Genomic DNA, 21,588 nt, shown 5'->3' on the forward strand with positions numbered 1-21,588 from the left:
AAATTATTAGTATTTCCGCTAAAATCAACATCTGAAGACAGTAAAAGACAGCAAAGCAGGAGAAACCAGACGTGCCTACACTCGGTGTAAATATTGATCATATAGCTACTATCCGTCAAGCTCGGCGTACAGTAGAACCAGACCCCATAGCAGCAGCATTACTAGCGGAATTAGCAGGTGCAGATGGCATTACTGCCCATTTACGCGAAGATAGAAGACATATTCAAGATCGAGACGTGCGACTATTGCGGCAAACCGTCAGAACTCATCTAAACTTAGAAATGGCTGCGACCGAGGAAATGTTAGCTATAGCCCTAGACATCAAACCTGATTATGTTACCCTAGTACCAGAAAAGCGGGAAGAAGTGACCACAGAAGGTGGTTTAGATATTGTCGGACAAACTGCTAGAATAGGGGCAATAGTGGATAAACTGCAAAATGCTGGCATTCCCGTAAGTTTGTTCATAGATGCCGAATTACCACAAATCGAGGCATCTGTCAAGGTAAAAGCCAAATTTATTGAACTGCATACAGGACAATATGCAGAAGCCAAAGACGAAACAACTCGTCAGCGGGAACTAGCTTTATTAGCCCAGGGCTGTGAACAAGCCATTAAAGCGGGTTTAAGGGTAAATGCTGGTCACGGACTCACATACTGGAACGTTTACCCTGTGGCCGCGCTTCCAGGTATGGAAGAACTCAATATTGGTCATACTATCATTAGTCGAGCCGCTTTGGTAGGTATAGAAAGAGCAGTTCGAGAAATGAAAGCAGCAATGGGGGGTAATTGGTAATTGGGTAAAATTCTGATCTTTTACCTCTTGCTACTGGGGAGTATTAGTTGCGAAATCCTGTAAATTAAATTAAAGTCAGACTTGAAACTTTTATGAGTTCTACACCGAATAACTTACCCCTATGGGTACAGGACAGAGCTAAGGTAATTGCAGCCAGTACAGACGCTCAATGGCGCTATCAAAAGCCACCTGACTATACCCGTTCTCAGCAGAACCTAGCTAAAGAGAGTATTCACCATCATTTAGAAGGTACACTGGAAGCAATTGTGGAAAACCTAGTCAGAACCTTTGAAATGGAAGTTTCATGGAAAACCAACCCCCAACAGTGGTTATCTGTCGTTAATGACAAATTCCGGGTGAGCAGCAATGGCGGCCAACAATATACCGCTGCTGAATTAGGTGCAAAAGGTACTTATAATTTATTTATGGCTGACTCTGAACATTACAAAGCTTCTGAAGAAAGTTTTGAATCATCCCATGATATCTTTCATAGTACCTTTCCCCAAGGATTTCCCTGGGAAGTATTAGCAGTTTATTCAGGTCCGCCTCATGTTACATTCAAATGGCGACACTGGGGACATTTTCAGGGTAAATACAAAGATTATGCACCAACGGGGGAAACAGTAGAAATGATCGGTATGAGTGTTGCCCATGTTACCGATGATTTAAAAATTGTTTCCTTAGAACACTATTTTGATAATGCCCTGTTCTTGGAAAAGTTGACAGCAGGTGGCAAAATAGAAAATAGTGACAATAATAAAGGTAGTGGTTGTCCCTTTGGTTCTTGGTTTCAGGGATTAAAGAAAAGTTAATTATGCGGGGTACAGCTTCAATACTGTACCATTATTACATTCCTGACTTCTGTTTTCATGATGTCAATGAAATGATGAATCAATACTAGAAGTCGGGGATGTTAACACCTTACCATAGAATTATGGATTAGTCAGTAAACACAGAAAATGGAAAAATATTATTACGTTTTGGCCAGTCAACACTTTCTCATAGAAGAAGAACCAATAGATGAAGTTCTCAAAGAACGGACTCGTCACTATCATGAACAAGAAAAAGAAATTGATTTTTGGTTAGTCAAGCAACCTGCTTTTTTAGAAGCACCAGAAATGAGAGATATTAAAAAGAAATGTCCTCAACCAGCAGCAGCAATTATTTCCACTAATGCCCAATTTATTACCTGGCTAAAATTACGATTAGAGTATGTCATTACTGGAGAATTTTCAGCCCCTTCTCACACTATACCTAATGCAATAGCCTCTCTTAGCACCGTTTCTTAATAGCGAACAGGGAATAGGGAACAAATCATAATTTCACCTTTTCCCCAATTATCAATTATCAATATTATGATATTATGCAAAAATTACCAACTTTATCGGGTGTTTTATTATTAGCATTTGCCCCCTTAATTAGCAATATTCATCCTGTTATTGCTCAACAAAATTTTGCTAATTGTCAACAACCAAATATAGGGGAATATTTATTATTAGTATTGAGTCCGACACCGGAAAATCAAAAGCAGTTGCGTACTGCATTACCGACTGAGCAAAAAACAGTTGTTTGTCAGTATAACAACCAAACAGTAACGCGAGTTGGTGGTTTTACAAATATTGATGATGCCAACCGTTGGGCGAGGTATATTCAAAATATAGTTGGTTTATCTGCCACTATTACCACTCGTGCAACAGAACCAGTGACCCGACAAGCAACTCAAACAATACCAAACACACAAACTACAAAAATCACCTACGACCCCAAAATATTAGGGGAAGGTTATGCAATTCTGGTAGATTATTTTAACCGTCCAGAAATGGTTAGTAGTCTGCGAAACGCTGTAGGAGGTGATGTAGGTTTTGTATCCTATGGACAACGCCCTTACTTACTCGCAGTTTATACTACCAATCAAAAAGAAGCATACAATACATTAAAAAAACTCAGTGAAACCGGATTTGTGGCCATTTTAGCAGATGGTCGGAAAGTGGTTTTACTACGCTCAATTGTGCGTTGATAATTCTTAGTTGTGTTAGTTGTTAGTTGTTTATTAACTAATGACAAACGACTAGTAGGCCGCCCTAGCTAACCAAGAAATAGTTACACCCAGAACCGAACCAGCAATAACTTGAACTGGTGTATGTCCCAATAATTCCTTGAGACGGTCTTGGAAAAAGTCAGGTTTTTCATGAAATAATTCATCAATCATTTGATTAAGTATCCGGGCTTGCTTACCGGCAGCTTGACGGACACCAGCGGCATCATACATAACAATAATCCTTGATCCCGGGGTTTTTGTCGTTCAAATTCTTGTTTAGTCATGATGAATACTTGATAGCTGTGGTTTTCTTCAGGTGGCGATGAAAGTCGCTAACCCGCATTTCTCATAAACAATGCGATTCCTACGGAGCGCCTCGCTTTGGTGAGAAATCCGGGGTATTTCGTATAATATAATCAAAGCTGCGAATAACTCAACAACCGCAGTATCCCAGTTGAAAAACTCTGAAACTGCACATCTTAAAGGTTCAAAATAGTTCCTATTCGTAATTATCTCATTCCCAGTCGGAGACTGGGAATGCTATCACAGAGGCTCTGACTCCAGACTCCACTGTTTTTGAAGGCAGAGCCTTCTAGAATTCATTCCCATATAGAGTATGGGAACGAGAGATGGGAACGAGAAATTATTTTAATGTTTTTGGATTTTTAATTCACATTGTTGGAAAATATAATTCACCGCAGCAAATAATTTATCTAAATCTTGAATCATATACAGATTTTTATTTCGAGTAAATACATCACCAACCAACTTTCCAAATTGCCATATTTTCCCGTTAGAAACAATTCCAAAAATATCACTAACAAAATCATCATTAATTCTCTGAACTGCGATCATTTCAGCTAAACACTGACTCCAACCTTCTTCAAATTTGTCTTGTTTAGCTTCAACTATCAAAAAATAAGGTTTATCAAAAACAATTGTACTTAAAGAGTTTCGCTGTGTCACAGTATAATCAGGAATACCTGATAAATCCTCATCATAAGCTAATGCTTCATGACTCCAAAGAGTTAATTTACTTCGGTAAGGTTTCCATACTTCTTTCAATACTGGATAAATGAGATTTTCACAAATAGCATCTTCCGAGTTATCAATAACTCCATCTGTAAATAGCAAGTCTAATTCCTCCTTAAAAGATTCCTTAGCCGGAAATTCTACTTCCAACATAAAATTAGATTGCACATACTTGATTTGAAATTTTTTAATGACTGAACTAATACTTTTATAATTGCTAAATGCCATAAAATTGTGTCAATCCTTAAATCCTTATGACAAGGGAACAGGGAACAGGTTTTGGGCAACTTTACTTTTCGTTACTTATGTCGGTTTTTTTCCGTTCACCTACTTATAGCTTCCCATTGTGCATCACGAAAATCAGCGTTTGGGTTATTCAAAGCCTGACGCAGAAGGACTAATGCTTTTTCTCTCAGTATGGTTGTCATATATGCTGCGTATCTACTTGCCATACTATTGTATCACAAAGGATAACCAACACCATTTGTAATAGGTTGATCATCTGGGAAATCCGGGCAATTACCAATGACTAGTAGGCCGCCCTAGCTAACCAAGAAATAGTTACACCCAGAACCGAACCAGCAATAACTTGAACTGGTGTATGTCCCAATAACTCCTTGAGACGGTCTTGGAAAAAGTCCGGTTTTTCATGAAATAATTCATCAATCATTTGATTAAGTATCCGGGCTTGCTTACCGGCAGCTTGACGGACACCAGCAGCATCATACATAACAATAATAGCAAAAACCGCAGCTAGAGCAAATTCTGGAGATGCCCAGCCCAAAGTTTGTCCTACACCGTCTGCTAGGGCTGTCACTAGGGCTGAATGGGCGCTAGGCATACCCCCAGTCGTGACTAGGACACGCACATCTAATTTTTGGTGTTTGACTAACTCAACGATCAGCTTTAATCCTTGAGCCAAAAAACAAGCTACAAGCGCAACCAACAGCACCCGGTTGTTAATAATTTCGCCTATGCCTATGTCCTGCATGGTATTTTGGTGAGGTTAGTAAGTGTGAGTAGTGGTTGTGTGGAGGAAAAATGAGGATACAAGCCGCCAAAATCCAAAATAGAGGTTAGTGATTGCGGCTGGTGATAAAATGAGCGAGCGCTTGGAGAGGAATAGCTTTTTCCCCATAAAATTCTAATTCAGCACAAGCCTCAGCAACTAGTTGTTGAGCTTTAGCGCGAGATTCTTCAATTCCCCACAAACTAGGATAGGTGACTTTTTTAGCTGCTAGATCCTTACCAGCGGTTTTACCTAACTGTTCTTGGGTAGCAGTAATATCTAGAATATCATCAATGATTTGGAAAGCGAGACCAATATTTTGAGAATAACGAGTTAGTTTTTGCACATCTTGAGCAGATGCACCGGCAATAATTCCTCCACAAACTACAGAAGCTTCTAACAGGGCTGCGGTTTTGTGATTATGAATAAAATTCAGAGTTTCTAGGGAAATATCTGATTTACCTTCCGATTCTAAATCTACTACCTGGCCACCGACTAAGCCAGCCGCACCCAAAGCCTTGGCCAGACGAATAATTACTTGTAAAACCCTATCCTTGGGTACATTTTCAGGAGTTTGGGCGGCCACATACTCAAAAGCTAAGGCCAATAAACCATCTCCTGCTAAAATAGCCACATCTTCACCATAGACTTTATGATTTGTCAATTTACCACGACGATAATCATCATTATCCATAGCGGGTAAATCATCATGAATCAGTGACATGGTATGGATCATTTCTACCGCGCAAGCTGTGGCCATGGCCATTTCTATTGTGCCACCAATCATGTCGGCGGTAGCTAGACAGAGAATGGGACGAACTCGTTTACCTCCAGCTAAGAGGGAGTAGCGCATGGCTTCATAAATCTTTTCTGGATAAGTCACGGTAATGGAATTATCTAAAGCCTGTTCGCAAAGCTGTTGTCGTTCTTTGAGATAGGTAGCGAGGTTAAAACTAGCCGACTCTGATTTTTTTGGGGTTGTCAATTTTTCATCCGTTGCTACCATGCTTTGTATTCCTCTTAACTGTTCAAAATATGGGGCTGTTGTTTGCGATCTGTATACTAATTTTACGGAGGTTGGGGACGGAAACACTCACGGAATTTTAGATTTTAGATTTTAAATTTTGGATTGGAGATTCAAAGTTTACAATCTCCAGGAGTTTGAAGCCGCATTCATAAAAATTATTTCTCAATTGTCTGTTCTTTGTAAATAGCTAGAAACAGTATTTTGCAGTAACATAGCCACCGTCATTGGACCGATACCACCAGGAACAGGGGTAATATATTCTGCTACATTAGCGATCGCTTCAAACTGAATATCACCAACCAAACGACTTTTGCCACTGTTATCTGTAACTCGATTTATCCCTACATCTACCACAACCGCACCCGATTTTACCATATCAGCGGTAATCATCCCCGGAATACCTGTGGCTGCAATGAGAATATCAGCATTTTGGGTAATGTCCGGTAAATTCTGAGATTTTGAATGAGCAATTGTGACTGTAGCATTAGCCTCTAATAACATCAATGCCATGGGTTTCCCTACTAAAATACTACGTCCTACCACTACGGCTTTTTTCCCCTGTAAAGGAATTTTGTATTCCCTTAATAAGCGCATCACACCCGCGGGAGTACAACTGCGTAGACCTGTTTCACCCCGTACCAGTCGCCCTAAATTCACCGGGTGGAGTCCATCAGCGTCTTTATCCGGTGCAATTCGATGTAGTAGACTGACAGCATCTAAATGATTGGGTAAGGGCAATTGTACCAAAATTCCATCTACCCTTTCATCTTCGTTGAGTTCAGCAATGACTTCCTCCAGTTCAGTTTGACTGGTTTGGGTGGGGAAGTGTTTACCAAAAGAGGTAATTCCCACTTTAGCACAGGATTTTTCTTTATTGCGGACATAAGCGGCTGATGCTGGGTTATCACCAACCATTAATACTGCTAAACCAGGAGGTCGGCCAATTTTACCCTGTAATTTAGTGATTGTCTCGCTGAGTTCTATTTGAATTTTATCGGCTAATGCCTTACCATCTAGTATTTTGGCAGTTTGTATATTCATAAAGAAGGGAATAGGGAAAAGTTTTTGATTTTCATCTTTCGTCTGCATCCTGATCTTTTGTTTATTTATTTATTCATTTTCTCATTTTCCCAGTCCCCTAAAATTAAATTTTTGCAGTAAAATACTAACTTGCTTTATTCACCAATTTCCAGAATAATAAATATTAGGTTATGTGAATATAAGCACAAGTCGCATACCCCAACTACTTATCCATCGTGCAAGATACCGACTCCATGAATGACATTGCTGCTGCACTCCAACAACCAGCGGATTTAGATTTTCAACTACCCGATCCAGAAGATGAACAAATTCCTGAGTCTGATTTTTTACAACAACTTGATGTAGCATGGCAGGTATGTGATCGTTTTGATTTGCAAACCGAAATTTGGCGAGGCCGGATTTTACGTTCTATCCGTGACAGAGAAAAAAAAGGCGGAGATGGGCGCGGTACAGGTTTTCTTAAATGGCTTAAAGAACGGGAAATCAGTAAAACCCAGGCCTACAGTTGGATTCAATTGGCTAATAGTGCTGATACCCTGATTTCCGATGGCAAACTCGACCCGGACACAGTTAATAACTTTAGTAAACGGGCTTTTGTCGAAACTGCCAAAGCTGTACCAGAAGTACAACAGATGGTTAGTGAAGCGGCACAAAAAGGCGATCGCATTACCCGTCGAGAGGTCCGTCAACTCAGTGACGAATGGACAGCCATGTCTTCCGATTTATTACCGGAAGAAGTCAGGGAAAAAGCCGCCGATAACAGCCTCCCACCGCGCTACATTGCCCCTCTAGTCAAGGAAATGGAAAAACTGCCCGAACTGCACCAAAAGGCATTACAAAGGGATATAGCCGCCAATCCTGACGTTGATACTGTTAAACAAGCGACTTCAGAAGCCCGTCAATTAGCTAAATATCTCAAATCTGCTGCTCAGGTACAAGCGTTAATAGCGGAAGATGTAGATATTGAAACTGCATTAGAAGAAGCCCAAAGAGTCGGTTGTTTAAGTATTGCTGCTGACTTGGTAAATCAAGCATCTCAAATCGAACAAAGTATTGCTAAGTTGTATATGACTTGGAAAAAAATTGGTAATTTAGCGGATAGGTTATATGTAGATACGGGTGCAAGTACACCTAACCTGCGATCGCTCCTCACTTGTATAGAACCCCTTGGTGGTGAAATCATGGAACTGCAACTAAGCGGCGCAATAGAACATACTATCCGCTTACAAATCCAGGAAACAAATTAGCTTCGGGTGTTACCAATTCCTCCTTATTTAGGGTAACAGCGGTGCTGCTAATTCATCCATTTTTTTAGCAAGTTCAACATCTAAATTACTGATAGCATTACCAATATCGTGGGTAGTAAGATCAACTATAACAGTGTTGTAAACATTAAACCATTCCGGGTGATGTCCCATTTTTTCCGCATAAATACCGACACTAACCATCCAACCTAAGGCAGTTGCAAAAGAGTTAAATTTATATTCTTTGTACAATTTGCCATCTTTGATTTGCCATCCTGGTAAACTCTTGAGAGCTAGTGTTAGTTCAGTTTCGTTCAATTTTCGTGCTGCCATTTTCCTAACCTACACAGGGATTTTATCAATCGCTATTCTATCTAATTACCATCTTTGGCGATTTTTGTGCTTCCATCTTTTGAGTAATATTCGCAAATAGCGAAAACTGAAATAACGGCTATACTTTTGCACCACTTCTTTTCCCACCAACAGCACCCCTGGCCAAAACAAAACTTCGGCCAAGACTAATAAAGCTGGTACTAATAGGGCTTTTTGAGCCAGGGAAATCGGTAAAAATGGTACAATGACAGCGATGGCTAACCAGGGAGAAAATGAGATAATGATTAAAATTAAACCTAGATTTTGCATATTTTATGTTTTTTTAAATAAAATTATATTTAACTCAGTATAGAGAATAATCTATTTTTTATCAAAACTCCGATCTGGAGATGTCTAATTAGTCAATTCCTATTTGGCTGAAATACAGATTTATCCGCGCATATTTGCGTTTATCTGCGTTTAATTACTTATTTTGACACCGCAGTTGAAATAGTCAAGGCTATAAAATCCGAATTAACTTAAACTGCGATCGCTACTTACTAAGGTACAATTAGTGAAGGCCAGTAAAAACTTTCTTTCCATAGCGCCCGATAATTGGCTAGAGTCCAATTACTGGGGAAAATCGCTGCTTTTGTTACCTAAACTCCCAGAAATGTGGAGAAAATCACAATTAGCGGCAGGAAAACGATAAATACACCTGTTAGCACCACTAACAGGCTTAAAAAATTGGCATTTTTGAGATTCCAATTTAGCTTGGACATTGGTTATGACTTCATGTATTTGTTTTTCTGGTACTAAAACATCAGTAAAAACTAATCTAATCACTATAGTTCCTTGTTAAGTTAAATTAAATCACAGTGATCATTATCCCCAATTTTATCGGGCAAGTTAAGTTTTTGTATCCAATGAGTAGGGTTAACGGAGTAATACAGAATATGCAGCAGATTTTAGACCAGGTCAAAGAAATTGATGTCCAAAGTGAAGAAATTGATTTCCAAAGTGAAGTATATAAAGAGGCTTATAGCCGCATTAATGCTATTGTCATTGAAGGGGAACAAGAAGCCCACGAAAATTACATAACATTATCTCAACTATTACCGGCACAAGCAGAGGAATTAATTCGCCTGTCAAAAATGGAAAGTCGCCACAAAAAGGGATTTGAAGCCTGTGGAAGGAATTTAAAAGTAACTCCAGATCTGGAATTTGCCAAGGAATTTTTCTCAGGATTGCACAAAAACTTCCAAACCGCAGCAGCAGAAGGTAAAATAGTTACTTGTTTGCTAATTCAATCTTTAATTATTGAATGTTTTGCGATCGCAGCCTATAACATATATATTCCCGTAGCTGATGACTTTGCCAAGAAAATTACAGAAGGAGTTGTCAAAGAAGAATACAGTCATCTTAACTTTGGTGAGGTGTGGCTGCAAAAAAACTTTACAGAATCCAAGGCTGAATTAGAGCAAGCAAACCGTCAAAATCTGCCCATTGTCTGGAAAATGCTGAATGAAGTAGCAGACGATGCCAAAGTTCTAGCAATGGAAAAAGACGCTCTAGTAGAAGACTTCATGATTCAATATGGCGAAGCATTAAGTAACATAGGCTTTACCACCCGTGACATCATGCGTCTTTCTGCTTACGGACTCGCAACTGCTTAAATACTAACCATAGGGGTGACAATTTCGTTACCCCGGAGGATTGCTGAATAATTCCCAAGTTTTGCACGACAGCACACGCCTAATATATCACTCCATGTTTGGTTTAATTGGACATCTGACTAGTTTAGAACACGCTCAATCAGTAGCTCAAGAATTGGGATATCCAGAATATGCCGATCAAGGGCTAGACTTTTGGTGTAGCGCCCCGCCACAAATAGTTGATCATATCACTGTCACCAGTATTACGGGACAGAAAATAGAAGGAAAGTATGTAGAATCTTGTTTTTTACCGGAAATGCTGGCTAATAGGCGGATTAAAGCCGCAACACGCAAAATCCTCAACGCTATGGCTCATGCACAAAAGCATGGCATTGATATTACAGCTTTGGGGGGATTTTCCTCAATTATCTTTGAAAACTTTAATTTAGAACAGTTTAAACAAGTTCGCAATATTAATCTAGAGTTTGAACGCTTTACTACAGGCAATACTCATACAGCTTACATTATTTGCAAGCAAGTAGAAACAGCATCCCAAAAACTAGGAATTGAATTATCCCAAGCAACTGTGGCTGTGTGTGGGGCGACGGGGGATATTGGTAGCGCAGTAACCCGCTGGTTAGATAAAAAAACAGATGTCCAAGAATTGCTATTAATTGCCAGAAATCAAGAACGTTTGCAAGAACTACAAGCAGAACTAGGACGGGGTAAAATAATGGGGTTACAGGAGGCATTACCCGAAGCGGATATTGTCGTCTGGGTGGCTAGTATGCCCAAAGGCGTAGAAATTGATCCAACCACATTAAAGCAACCCTGTCTATTAATTGATGGTGGTTATCCTAAAAACTTAGGCACAAAAATCCAGCATCCGGGGGTATATGTGTTAAATGGTGGCATTGTGGAGCATTCCCTAGATATTGACTGGAAAATTATGAAAATTGTCAATATGGATGTACCAGGCCGTCAATTATTTGCTTGTTTTGCCGAGTCAATGCTACTGGAATTTGAGAAGTTATATACAAACTTTTCTTGGGGTCGTAATCAGATTACCGTAGACAAAATGGAGCAAATTGGTCGAGTGTCTATCAAACACGGTTTTAGACCATTGGTAGTTTAGTCAAAAGGCAAAAGGCAAGAGGCAAGAGGCAAGGGGTAAGAGGCAAGAGGCAAGAGGCAAAGATAAATATTCTCCTGGTTTTCCTATTCCCTGTTAAGAGTTCCCTGTTCCCTATTCCCTATTCCCTGTTAAGAGTTCCCTATTCCCTATTCCCTATTCCCTATTCCCTATTCCCTTAATATGGCAACAACTGAGCGTAAACCGCTACTATTAGATTTTGAAAAGCCTTTAGCAGAATTGGCCACTCGAATTGAGCAAATTCGCCAACTAGCTGAAGAGAATGGTGTTGATGTTTCCGGACAAATTCGCCAACTGGAAGCACGGGCTATGCAGTTGCGGGAGGAGATTTTTAGTAGTCTGACACCATCCCAACGACTACAAGTAGCTCGTCATCCTCGCCGACCTAGCACTTTAGACTATATTCAGTCTATCAGTGATGAGTGGATGGAGTTACACGGCGATCGCTGTGGCGGAGATGATCCCGCTTTAGTGGGTGGTGTCGGCCGTTTGGCTGGACAACCGGTAATGATGTTAGGACATCAAAAAGGTCGGGATACCAAAGATAACGTTGCCCGGAACTTTGGTATGGCTGCGCCTGGAGGCTACCGTAAGGCTCTGCGGCTCATGGAACACGCCAATAAGTTTAATATGCCAATTTTGAGCTTTATTGATACTCCTGGGGCTTGGGCGGGCATAGAAGCGGAACACCAGGGACAAGGAGAAGCGATCGCCTATAACTTGCGGGAAATGTTCTGCTTTGACGTACCCATTATTTGTACAGTTATTGGTGAAGGTGGATCCGGTGGGGCGTTGGGTATTGGTGTTGGCGATCATTTACTGATGTTTGAACACTCAGTTTATACAGTTGCTACCCCGGAAGCTTGTGCTGCAATTTTGTGGAAAGATGCTAGTAAATCCCCTCAAGCAGCGGTAGCCTTAAAAATTATCTCCCATGATCTGAAAAATTTGGGAATTATTGATGAAATTATTCCTGAACCTTTGGGTGGCGCACATTCTGACCCATTAACAGCGGCTACTAATTTGAAACAAGCCTTGGTAGAAAACTTAGATAAACTTAACCGTTTCACCCCCGCTGAACGTCGCCAACTCCGTTATGATAAATTCCGTAATATTGGTGTTTTTACAGAACTTGCTCAGTGAAATACTTACAGCTATCCCAAGGTGATCAGCCGCATAACATAACCAGGACTTAGGCAACTGGGACATTGGTAGGGTGCTGTTGATATTTGACGTACCCTACAACAGATTTTTTAGTGTGACATTTGCGTAAGTCTTAATATTATTTATCTCCCTGATAGGTAAATGAGCGGCTGCTGCTGGTGAAGCTAAAAAAATTCAAGACAATCCCATAGAATTACAGTAATGCTATAATTGCCTATGGCTGCTTCAAGATTTTTAACAATCCTCTCAGCTATAAGCATTTGTATTTACTTGATTTTATAAGTAGCTGTTGGCTCACAGCACTGGCAAAAAGTTGGCAAATATCATGAATTTTGAGCAAAAAAGACGGGCTTTGATGACTGGGGATAGTAGCGGAATTGGGACAGCAACAGCTTTAGCTTATGCCAAAGCTGGGATAGATGTAGCATTAGTCAGCCGTTCTCAAGATAAATTAGAGTCCGTAGCTAAAGCCGCACATTAAAAGTGGAAGGTGAAACCTTCTGTTTTCTAATTGGTGATTTCGTTATTTATCTCTATGAATGATAATTGACAACTGACAACTGACAACTGACAACGGACAACAGACAACAGACAACGGACAACAGACCACTGACCACTGACGACTGACCACTGACCACTGACTAACTACTAAAATTTAATCATGACTATCGCTGGTTCAAACGGTTCTAATCGCTTTCAATCTCCCCTGATTCCTGATTTAGCAGAAACTATCAATGTTCGACCAGACCGCAACACTCACGGTGGTAAAGCAGCAGAAATACATCCACCATCTGAGGAAACAATGGATGAAATGATGGCAGCTGTACGGACAATGCTAGTGGGAGTAGGGGAAGATCCTGAACGAGAAGGACTTCTGAAAACGCCCAAGCGTGTAGCTAAAGCTATGAAGTTTCTCACTAGTGGCTACAATGAATCCCTAGAAGACCTCATCAATGGTGCGATATTTGATGAAGGACATGATGAGATGGTACTGGTTAGAGATATTAACTTCTTTAGCTTGTGTGAACATCATATGTTACCTTTTATGGGTAGGGCGCACGTTGCCTATATTCCTAATCAAAAGGTTGTAGGATTAAGTAAATTAGCGCGGATTGTTGAGATGTATTCTCGTAGATTGCAAGTCCAAGAAAGACTAACTCGACAAATTGCGGAAGCACTGCAAACAGTTCTCGAACCCAAAGGTGTTGCTGTGGTCATGGAAGCTAGTCATATGTGTATGGTGATGCGCGGAGTGCAAAAACCCGGTTCTTGGACAGTGACTAGTTCCATGGTGGGTGTATTCCAAGAAGAACAAAAAACTCGTGAGGAATTTTTCAACTTGATTCGTCACCAAGCGTCCTTCTTTTAGTGAAGAATGGGTAATGGGTAATGGGTAATAGGTAACAAAAATTTTCCCATTACCACTGACTACTGACTACTGACTACTGGCGAATTAGCAAGCCTTTCAAACAATAAAGCCACTTTAGCTAAATTTTTGTGACCTGGTGAGTGTTCGACACCACTGGATAAATCAATACCATTGGGTTTAATCTGCGCTAACGCAGTCAAAATATTATCTGGTGTGAGTCCTCCCGCTAAAAACCAAGGAAGACTGGGACTAAATTCCTGATTTAACTGATACCAATCTAAAGTTTGTCCTGTTCCTCCTAGTTGTTGTGGATGGTAAGCATCAAGTAGTAGAGTATCTACATAATCGGTGTAATTTCTGGTGGTTTGTAGATGCTCTAAACTGCGGACTCGGAAAGCTTTGATAATTTCTACTTGGGGGAGAAATTGACGTAATTGATGGCAAAATTCTGGTGTTTCTTCTCCATGTAACTGCACACCAGTCAAACCAGACTCCGTAACTACTTGACTAATTTCTGAAATAGTGGTATTGGCAAAAACGCCGATTTTATCAATATTTTGGGAAATGGGAGTAATAGCGGTCTGAATTTGAGCTATAGTAACGTAACGAGGAGAATCAGGAACACAGATAAATCCTAGTGCAGTTGCACCCAGGGACGCTATGGCTATAGACTGCTGTGGTTGAGTAATGCCGCAAATTTTAACACGCATTTAATAGTGAAGCAAAGGCTTAATATCTGAAAAGTTACAAATAATCACAAATGTATATTAATTTAACTTAAAAAGTTTTGCTTTGTCTGATGTAATTTTATAATTCTGTAATATTCATTTTTTCATTGAGGAGAACACACCTTCATGTCATCAATCTTATTAGCCGCAGCATCTGTTCCTGTTACACCGGTGTGGAGTCCTACAGTAGGCATCATTATCAGCGCCAGCAGCGCAGTTGTGCTTTTATTCACTTTTGCACTGAAATCTGCTAAAGTTGGACCTGGGATGCCTATATTACCTGTAAGTGTACCAGGATTCATTGGGGCAATGGCTTTTGGTCATGTAATTGGTATTGGTATTGTGTTAGGACTGACTAACATTGGTCGTTTGTAATTGGATTAATATTCTTTTTTGTCATCAGCAATAGGTAATGAATTTACTTGTTGCTTTTTTGAACAAGATAAGATATTGATCTCCCTGACTTCTCAGAGAAGTCGGGGGTTGAAACGGATATATGGCTTTCTCTATAGTGATCAAAATCGGGAAATTGTCTATCCTAGAGTTAAGTAGGTTGGCGTGAAAAATTGTCGTTATGACAAGGGAACAGGTAACAGGTAACAGGTGACAGGTAACAGGTAACAGGTGCTACGCCACGGGGACAGGGAACAGGGAACTCTTAACTGGGAACTCTTAACTGGGAAGAGGTTTTGGGCAACTTGACTTTTCGTTACTTATGTCGTTTTTTTTCCGTTCACCTACTTATACCTACATTTCTGACTATAAAAAAATTTCTGGAAATATCTAATAATGCAAACAAATTGGCAAATAGGTTCTTTATTTGGCATTCCTTTGTTTTTAGACCCCTTATGGTTTCTAATTTTGGGGTTAACAACTCTCAATTTTGGTTTAACTTACCAACAATGGGGGACTGTCGCGGGTTGGGGTGCTGGTTTAATTATGGCACTGCTGTTATTTGTTTCCGTGTTGCTGCATGAATTAGGACATAGTTTGGTGGCACAATCCCAGGGAATTAAAGTTAATTCTATTACTTTATTTTTGTTTGGGGGAGTTGCGGCCATTGAGGAGGAGTCGGAAACTCCAGGACTGGCTTTTCAGGTAGCGATCGCAGGTCCTGCGGTAAGTGTGATTCTATTTTTTCTACTGGGTCTAATAGCGACTGTAATTCCTGATAGTAACCTCCTGAATGAAATGACGGGAGATTTATCGAGAATTAACTTGGTTGTGGCTTTATTTAATTTAATTCCTGGTTTACCTTTGGATGGAGGACAGGTTTTAAAAGCTGCTTTATGGAAAATTACAGGAAACCGTTTTCAAGCAGTACATTGGGCTGCAAGGTCTGGACAAATTTTAGGTTACAGTGCGATCGCTTTAGGGTTTATTATTGATTTTTTGACTGGGGAATTTATCACGGGTTTATGGGTGGTTTTGATTGGCTGGTTTGCGGTTCGCAATGCTAACAGTTATGACCGTTTAACTACATTGCAGGAAACGCTACTAAATCTAGTAGCAGCTGATGCTATGACTCGTAATTTTCGGGTTGTTGATGCTAATCAAACTTTGCGACAATTCGCTGATTTATATCTTTTAGAAACGACTGTACCTGAAGTTTATTTTGCTGCTGCTGATGGTCGTTATCGCGGTTTGGTGGGGATTAATGATTTGCGAACTACGGAAAGAAGTGAATGGGAAAATCAAACTTTACAAACTATTGTTCATCCATTAACAGCAATTCCAACTGTTGTGGAATCTACTTCTTTAGCGGAGGTAGTTAATAAACTGGAAGCTGAACAGTTACCCCGAATTACCGTTCTTTCTCCTGCTGATACTGTTGCTGGAATTATTGATAGGGGGGACATTGTTCAAGCATTAGCACAAAGGTTAAATTTACCTATTACTTCATCGGAAATCAAAAGAATTAAGGAAGAGGGTAATTTTCCTCCCGGTTTACAATTAGGGATGATAGCGAAATCTGTGGAAAAATGAAATTGTCTGCATCAGGATAACCAGGATTTAAGGATTTTCAGGATGAAATATCAAAAATTAAACGCAGATCAACGCAAATAAACGCAGATAATTTTCTCTTTGTTCTCTTTGTTCTCTTTGTTCTCTTTGTTCTCTTTGTTCTCTTTGTTCTCTTTGTTCTCTGTGTTCTCTGTGGTTCGATAAAAAAAAGAAATTGTCTGCATCAGGATAACCAGGATTTAAGGATTTTTAGGATGAAATATCAAAAATTAAACGCAGATCAACGCAAATAAACGCAGATAATTTTGACATTTTCTCTGTGTTCTCTGTGGTTCGATAAAAAAAAGAAATTGTCTGCATCAGGATAACCAGGATTTAAGGATTTTCAGGATTTTTAGGATCAATTACATCCTGATTCTGACCAGAAAATGCTATGATTAAAATATAAATACTCCATGACTATATCAATATCAATTTTTACTATATCAATTTTTCAACTATGTCCAGACTCCTCGTTACTCAATACCAAGCGGAAGTAGAAAAAATCATTCAATATGGTGGTTCTCGCAAAGAAACATCCATTCGCGTCGCTTTCCAAAACCTCTTAAACGAATATTGTAAACCCCGTGATTTTCTCCTCATTCCCGAACTAGATTACAAACTACCAAACGGGAAAATTGTTTATCCCGACGGGACAATCAAAGATGCTTTGCGTTTAGATTGGGGTTACTGGGAAAGTAAAGACCAATACGACAAATTAGACGAGGAAATAGAAAAAAAATTAAATAAAGGTTATCCCGATAGTAATATACTATTTGAAGACTCTCAAACTGCGGTTTTAATTCAATCTGGACAAGAAACCCAGCGCGTGACTATGCGCGATGCTGACGCGGTAGATAGTATTATTAATAACTTTATTAATTATGTCCGTCCTGAAGTGCGGGACTTTCGGGAAGCAATAGATACATTTAGGCAGGATTTACCCATTATTTTAGATTCTCTCAGAAAGTTGATAAAATGTCAAGAGGGTAATAATATATTATTTGAAAACGCCAGAGATAAGTTTTTTAATATTTGTCAAAAGTCCATAAATCCTGAAATTACTTTGTTAGATATTCAGGAAATGATCATCCAACATATTTTAACAGAAGACATCTTTATCAATATATTTAGTGAGTCACAATTTCATCAAGAAAATAACGTTGCGCGGGAATTACAAGGGGTAATTTCCACCTTTTTTACTGGAAGTTTAAAGAGAAATACCTTAGGAAGTATTGAAAGATATTATGCAGTAATTAGACGCACTGCTGCGAATATTGTTAATCATCAAGAAAAACAGAAGTTTCTCAAAGCATTGTATGAGAACTTTTATAAAGCTTATAATCCCAAAGCTGCGGATAGGTTAGGAATTGTCTATACTCCGAATGAAATTGTCCGGTTTATGATAGAGAGTACAGATTTTTTAGTACATAAACATTTTGGAAAGTTGTTAGCAGATAAAGATGTGGAGATTTTAGATCCTGCGACGGGAACGGGGACTTTTATTACGGAGTTAATTGATTATTTACCAACCCATAGTTTACAGCACAAATATAAACATGAGATTCATTGTAATGAGGTGGCTATTTTACCTTATTATATTGCGAATTTGAATATTGAATTTACCTATAAGCAGAAAATGGGGGTGTATGAGGAGTTTGAAAATATTTGTTTTGTGGATACTTTGGATAATACGTCTTTTGAGGGTAAGCAAATGGATTTGTTTGCTATGACTGTGGAGAATACTGCGAGAATTAAAAGACAGAATGATAGAACTATTTCTGTGATTATTGGTAATCCTCCTTATAATGCTAGACAAGATGATTTTAATGATAAAAATGCTAATCGTTATTATACTGCTATAGATAAGTTAATTAAGGAATCTTATATTAAATATAGTAAAGCGCAGAATACTAATATTGTTTATGATATGTACACTAGATTTATTAGATGGGCTGCTGATAGACTAGGTAAAAATGGGATTATTGCGTTTATTACTAATTCATCTTTTATTGACGCAAGAGCATTTGATGGTTTTAGAAAAGCGGTAAGTGATGATTTTAATTATATTTATATTATAGATTTACATGGTGATGTGAGGAAGAATCCCAAACTTTCAGGAACTACACATAATGTTTTTGGGATTCAAACTGGTGTCGCTATTATGTTTTTAGTTAAGAAACATAATAGTGATTTTAATAATTGTCAAATATTTTATATTCGTCGTCCAGATTTTGATACAGCAATTGAGAAATTAAGATTTTTATCTCAAACTAAATTTAATCAAATTCCTTTTGATCATATTAAACCCGATAAAAACTATAATTGGATAAATCAATCTGATAATGATTTTGAACATCTTTTACCTTTAGTTGATAAAGATGTGAAAGCGGGTAAAAAAGAAGAAGCTGTATTTAAGTTATTTTCTTTAGGTGTAGCAACGCACCGAGATGAATGGGTTTATGATTTTTGTCAAAATTCGCTAGAGGAAAAAATAAAATTCTCAGTTAAAATTTATCAAGAAAGTTTAAAAGATTCCAAATATCAAGATAAAGATAGAATTAAATGGGATAGAGAATTAACTAAATATTTAGAGAAAAAAATAAATAAAAGCTTTCAAATCGAGCAAATTATAAAAGGATTATACCGTCCTTATAATCAACAATATTTTTATTTTGATAAGCATTTTAATGGGATGACTTATCAATGGTTCGATATCTTAAATAAAACGGACAAAGAAAATAAGTATATTGTCGTACCAGGATTTTCATCGCCTAAAGATTTTCATATTCTAGCCTCACAAGCTATAATTGATTTGAATTGTCTGTCCGCAGGTTCTCAATGTCTCCCCCTCTACCGTTACGACAAAGAAGGAAAACGCATTGATAACATAACCGACTGGGGACTAAAACAAATTCAAACCCATTACCAAGATGAAACAATTACCAAAATAGACATCTTTCATTATACCTACGCAGTCCTACATAACCCAGCTTATCGCACCAAATACGAACTCAACCTAAAACGGGAATTTCCCCGCTTACCCTATTATGAAAACTTGCGAAAATGGGTTAATTGGGGAAAACAACTCATGGAAATTCATATTAACTATGAAACAGTTACACCTTATAACCTAACCCGTCTTGATATTCCCTTAAAAGACACCCCTTCGACTTCGCTCAGGGAACGTCAGAAAACTATTAAAGTTAAATTGAAAGCAGATAAAACCAAAGATAGTATCATCTTAGATGATGTCACCACATTATCAAACATTCCTAAAATCGCGTGGGAATATATGTTAGGTAATCGTAGTGCTTTAGAATGGATATTAGATCAATATAAAGAGAAAAAACCAAAAGATACCACCATTGCGGAAAAATTCAATACCTATCGTTTCGCAGATTATAAACAACAGGTAATAGATTTATTAATGAGAGTTTGTACCGTGAGTGTGGAAACGATGAAAATAATTAGAGAAATGTCTGAATCAGGATAACCAGGATTAAAAGATGTACAGGATGAAATATCAAAAATTAAACGCAGATGAACGCAAATAAACGCAGATAATAATGAATTGCCTTTTTCTTGGTCGGATTTGGAAAATTGAGGATATCCAAACTGTACCCTGTACCCTGTACCCTGTACCCTGTACCCTGTACCCTGTACCCTGTACCCTGTACCCTGTACCCTGTTACCTGTACCCTGTTACCTGTTCCCTGTTACCTGTTCCCTGTACCCTGTACCCTGTTACCTGTTACCTGTTACCTGTTACCTGTTCCCTTGTCATAACGACAATTTTTAATGCTAACCTACTTAATATTCATTAATATCTAATTCTCGGATCTACATAAGCATTGAGAATATCAATTAAAATACTCGCAGTGACAACAATTGCACCAAAAAATACTAACACACCTTGAACTGTGGGATAATCACGGTCAGAAATGGCTTGATATAAGCGATTTGCTAAACCTGGCCAGGAAAATGTGACTTCTGTTAAGATTGCTCCACCTAATAAGGAAGCAAATGTTAATCCTAAGACGGTTATTACGGGGATTAAGGCATTCTTTAAGGCGTGGGAGACTAAAATCTTATTTTCAGAGATTCCCCGCGCTCTAGCGGCTTCTACATAATCAGCCTTTAATGTTTGTTTTAAATTAACTCTGACAATGCGCTCAAAAATTCCACTGAGTAAAATTCCTAAAGTTAAACTTGGTAAGGCTAAATGATGTAAAGATATGAAAAATTGACTTAAATTCCCACTTAATAAACTATCAATTGTATATAAGCCAGTGATATTTGTGGGTGCGGGAAGGTTAGGGGGAAAGCGATTAGAATTGGGAAACCAACCGAGTTGAACTGAGAAAATTAATTGTAATAACATACCCGCCCAAAACATGGGTAGTGCATAAGTAATAATCCCAAATAAACGCCCGCTAACATCAAAAATAGTTCCCGGACGGGAAGCGGAAATAGTACCAACTAAAACGCCGACAATTAAGGCTACGGCCATACTAGCAAAGGCTAATTCTAGGGTGGCTGGGAAATATTGACCGATGATTTCGCCAACATTTTGGCCGCGACTGGTTAAGGAAGTTCCTAAATCAAAGTGAAGTAAATTACCTAAATAATTGAGATATTGTAACCAAATTGGTAAGTCTAAACCAAGTTGTTTTCTTAGTTCTTCTTTCGCGCTTTCTGGCGCTCTTCCTCCTAAAATTGCATCAGCAGGATCTCCTGGTGTGGCTCTTAATAAAAGAAAGACAATGGTAATAATAGTTAATAGTTGCAATGGCGCAAATAGTAACCGAGAAACTATGTAATATTGTAATGCTTTGGAACGCGACATATTTATTAATTAAAAATTCATTAATTAAAATTTCAAAATTCATAAAAACCTCGTTCCTGGTCTCTGACAAGGAATGCAGTTTTGAGGCTCTGCATCATATTATACATATTACAGCAAGTTCAGCTTGAGTGAGATACACTTTATGCGGGCAAGATGCCCGCACCACAAG

General features: G+C 38.7%; 21 protein-coding genes and 2 pseudogenes. 13 read left to right on the forward strand and 10 right to left on the reverse strand.

The window, feature by feature from the left end; genetic code table 11:
* The first annotated feature begins 71 nt into the window (after nt 1–71).
* The 4 genes from FFO06_RS01340 (at nt 72) to FFO06_RS01355 (ending at nt 2,811) form a co-directional block, all read left to right on the forward strand.
* Nucleotides 72–794 carry a pyridoxine 5'-phosphate synthase gene (locus FFO06_RS01340; protein WP_028089047.1) on the forward strand — a complete coding sequence of 241 codons (723 nt, stop codon included), beginning with the start codon at nt 72–74 and terminating at the stop codon, nt 792–794.
* Between the two features lie 92 nt (nt 795–886).
* Complete coding sequence (locus FFO06_RS01345; protein ID WP_137906416.1) at nt 887–1,606, forward strand: nuclear transport factor 2 family protein; 720 nt, start codon at nt 887–889, stop codon at nt 1,604–1,606.
* A gap of 147 nt (nt 1,607–1,753) precedes the next feature.
* Nucleotides 1,754–2,083 carry an MgPME-cyclase complex family protein gene (locus FFO06_RS01350; RefSeq protein ID WP_137906417.1) on the forward strand — a complete coding sequence of 110 codons (330 nt, stop codon included), beginning with the start codon at nt 1,754–1,756 and terminating at the stop codon, nt 2,081–2,083.
* A gap of 74 nt (nt 2,084–2,157) precedes the next feature.
* On the forward strand, nt 2,158–2,811 hold the full coding sequence (locus FFO06_RS01355) for a hypothetical protein (RefSeq protein ID WP_137906418.1): 654 nt from the start codon (nt 2,158–2,160) through the stop codon (nt 2,809–2,811).
* 51 nt (nt 2,812–2,862) lie between these two features.
* Here FFO06_RS01355 and FFO06_RS01360 read toward each other — a convergent pair.
* The 5 genes and pseudogenes from FFO06_RS01360 to folD all read right to left on the reverse strand — a co-directional run.
* A pseudogene (locus FFO06_RS01360) lies at nt 2,863–3,072 on the reverse strand (divergent PAP2 family protein); the annotation flags it as partial.
* 408 nt (nt 3,073–3,480) lie between these two features.
* Complete coding sequence (locus FFO06_RS01365; protein ID WP_137906419.1) at nt 3,481–4,092, reverse strand: hypothetical protein; 612 nt, start codon at nt 4,090–4,092, stop codon at nt 3,481–3,483.
* A 301-nt stretch (nt 4,093–4,393) separates the two neighbouring features.
* Nucleotides 4,394–4,855: a divergent PAP2 family protein gene (locus FFO06_RS01370; RefSeq protein WP_137906420.1), complete on the reverse strand. Its 462-nt coding sequence runs from the start codon at nt 4,853–4,855 to the stop codon at nt 4,394–4,396.
* Nucleotides 4,856–4,940: 85 nt separating this feature from the next.
* Nucleotides 4,941–5,879: a geranylgeranyl diphosphate synthase CrtE gene (gene crtE / locus FFO06_RS01375; RefSeq protein WP_137906421.1), complete on the reverse strand. Its 939-nt coding sequence runs from the start codon at nt 5,877–5,879 to the stop codon at nt 4,941–4,943.
* 183 nt (nt 5,880–6,062) lie between these two features.
* A complete protein-coding gene (gene folD, locus FFO06_RS01380) occupies nt 6,063–6,941 on the reverse strand; it encodes a bifunctional methylenetetrahydrofolate dehydrogenase/methenyltetrahydrofolate cyclohydrolase FolD (protein WP_137906531.1) in 879 nt (292 codons plus the stop codon).
* 215 nt (nt 6,942–7,156) lie between these two features.
* Here folD and FFO06_RS01385 point away from each other — a divergent pair, with 215 nt between their 5' ends.
* Complete coding sequence (locus FFO06_RS01385; protein WP_137906422.1) at nt 7,157–8,188, forward strand: hypothetical protein; 1,032 nt, start codon at nt 7,157–7,159, stop codon at nt 8,186–8,188.
* A gap of 27 nt (nt 8,189–8,215) precedes the next feature.
* Here the strand turns inward: FFO06_RS01385 and FFO06_RS01390 are convergent, their stop codons facing one another.
* The 3 genes from FFO06_RS01390 to FFO06_RS01400 all read right to left on the reverse strand — a co-directional run bounded on the left by FFO06_RS01390 (nt 8,216) and on the right by FFO06_RS01400 (nt 9,343).
* Nucleotides 8,216–8,518 (reverse strand): 4a-hydroxytetrahydrobiopterin dehydratase, encoded by a 303-nt coding sequence (locus FFO06_RS01390; RefSeq protein WP_028089056.1) that lies wholly within the window; start codon nt 8,516–8,518, stop codon nt 8,216–8,218.
* Between the two features lie 45 nt (nt 8,519–8,563).
* On the reverse strand, nt 8,564–8,827 hold the full coding sequence (locus tag FFO06_RS01395) for a transporter suffix domain-containing protein (protein WP_137906423.1): 264 nt from the start codon (nt 8,825–8,827) through the stop codon (nt 8,564–8,566).
* Between the two features lie 300 nt (nt 8,828–9,127).
* Nucleotides 9,128–9,343, reverse strand: a complete 216-nt coding sequence (locus FFO06_RS01400) for a hypothetical protein (RefSeq protein ID WP_137906424.1) — start codon at nt 9,341–9,343, stop codon at nt 9,128–9,130.
* Nucleotides 9,344–9,453: 110 nt separating this feature from the next.
* Here FFO06_RS01400 and FFO06_RS01405 point away from each other — a divergent pair, with 110 nt between their 5' ends.
* The 5 genes and pseudogenes from FFO06_RS01405 to folE all read left to right on the forward strand — a co-directional run bounded on the left by FFO06_RS01405 (nt 9,454) and on the right by folE (nt 13,838).
* Entirely contained in the window at nt 9,454–10,173 is a 720-nt protein-coding gene (locus tag FFO06_RS01405; protein WP_137906425.1) for an aldehyde oxygenase (deformylating), read from the forward strand.
* Nucleotides 10,174–10,267: 94 nt separating this feature from the next.
* The gene (locus FFO06_RS01410) at nt 10,268–11,287 is read left to right on the forward strand and encodes a long-chain acyl-[acyl-carrier-protein] reductase (RefSeq protein ID WP_137906532.1); all 1,020 of its coding nucleotides are present in this window, start codon (nt 10,268–10,270) and stop codon (nt 11,285–11,287) included.
* Between the two features lie 180 nt (nt 11,288–11,467).
* Entirely contained in the window at nt 11,468–12,448 is a 981-nt protein-coding gene (locus tag FFO06_RS01415) for an acetyl-CoA carboxylase carboxyltransferase subunit alpha (protein WP_137906426.1), read from the forward strand.
* 346 nt (nt 12,449–12,794) lie between these two features.
* Nucleotides 12,795–12,944: pseudogene (locus tag FFO06_RS01420) on the forward strand (SDR family NAD(P)-dependent oxidoreductase); the annotation flags it as partial.
* 186 nt (nt 12,945–13,130) lie between these two features.
* Nucleotides 13,131–13,838, forward strand: coding sequence for a GTP cyclohydrolase I FolE (gene folE / locus FFO06_RS01425; protein ID WP_137906427.1), 708 nt, complete (start codon nt 13,131–13,133; stop codon nt 13,836–13,838).
* Between the two features lie 59 nt (nt 13,839–13,897).
* Here folE and FFO06_RS01430 read toward each other — a convergent pair whose 3' ends face one another.
* Nucleotides 13,898–14,548, reverse strand: coding sequence for a phosphoribosylanthranilate isomerase (locus FFO06_RS01430; protein WP_137906428.1), 651 nt, complete (start codon nt 14,546–14,548; stop codon nt 13,898–13,900).
* 144 nt (nt 14,549–14,692) lie between these two features.
* Between FFO06_RS01430 and FFO06_RS01435 the strand changes: the two genes are divergently transcribed.
* The 3 genes from FFO06_RS01435 (at nt 14,693) to FFO06_RS01450 (ending at nt 20,066) form a co-directional block, all read left to right on the forward strand.
* Entirely contained in the window at nt 14,693–14,941 is a 249-nt protein-coding gene (locus tag FFO06_RS01435; RefSeq protein ID WP_137906429.1) for a photosystem I reaction center subunit PsaK, read from the forward strand.
* Between the two features lie 414 nt (nt 14,942–15,355).
* Nucleotides 15,356–16,552, forward strand: coding sequence for a site-2 protease family protein (locus tag FFO06_RS01440; protein ID WP_137906430.1), 1,197 nt, complete (start codon nt 15,356–15,358; stop codon nt 16,550–16,552).
* Between the two features lie 478 nt (nt 16,553–17,030).
* A complete protein-coding gene (locus FFO06_RS01450; RefSeq protein WP_137906431.1) occupies nt 17,031–20,066 on the forward strand; it encodes a type ISP restriction/modification enzyme in 3,036 nt (1,011 codons plus the stop codon).
* A 327-nt stretch (nt 20,067–20,393) separates the two neighbouring features.
* On the opposite strand, the gene FFO06_RS01455 is transcribed toward FFO06_RS01450, so the two are convergent.
* Nucleotides 20,394–21,419: an ABC transporter permease gene (locus FFO06_RS01455; RefSeq protein ID WP_137906432.1), complete on the reverse strand. Its 1,026-nt coding sequence runs from the start codon at nt 21,417–21,419 to the stop codon at nt 20,394–20,396.
* Nucleotides 21,420–21,588 lie beyond the last annotated feature (169 nt).

Source organism: Dolichospermum planctonicum (assembly GCF_005402965.1).
Lineage (GTDB): Bacteria > Cyanobacteriota > Cyanobacteriia > Cyanobacteriales > Nostocaceae > Dolichospermum > Dolichospermum planctonicum.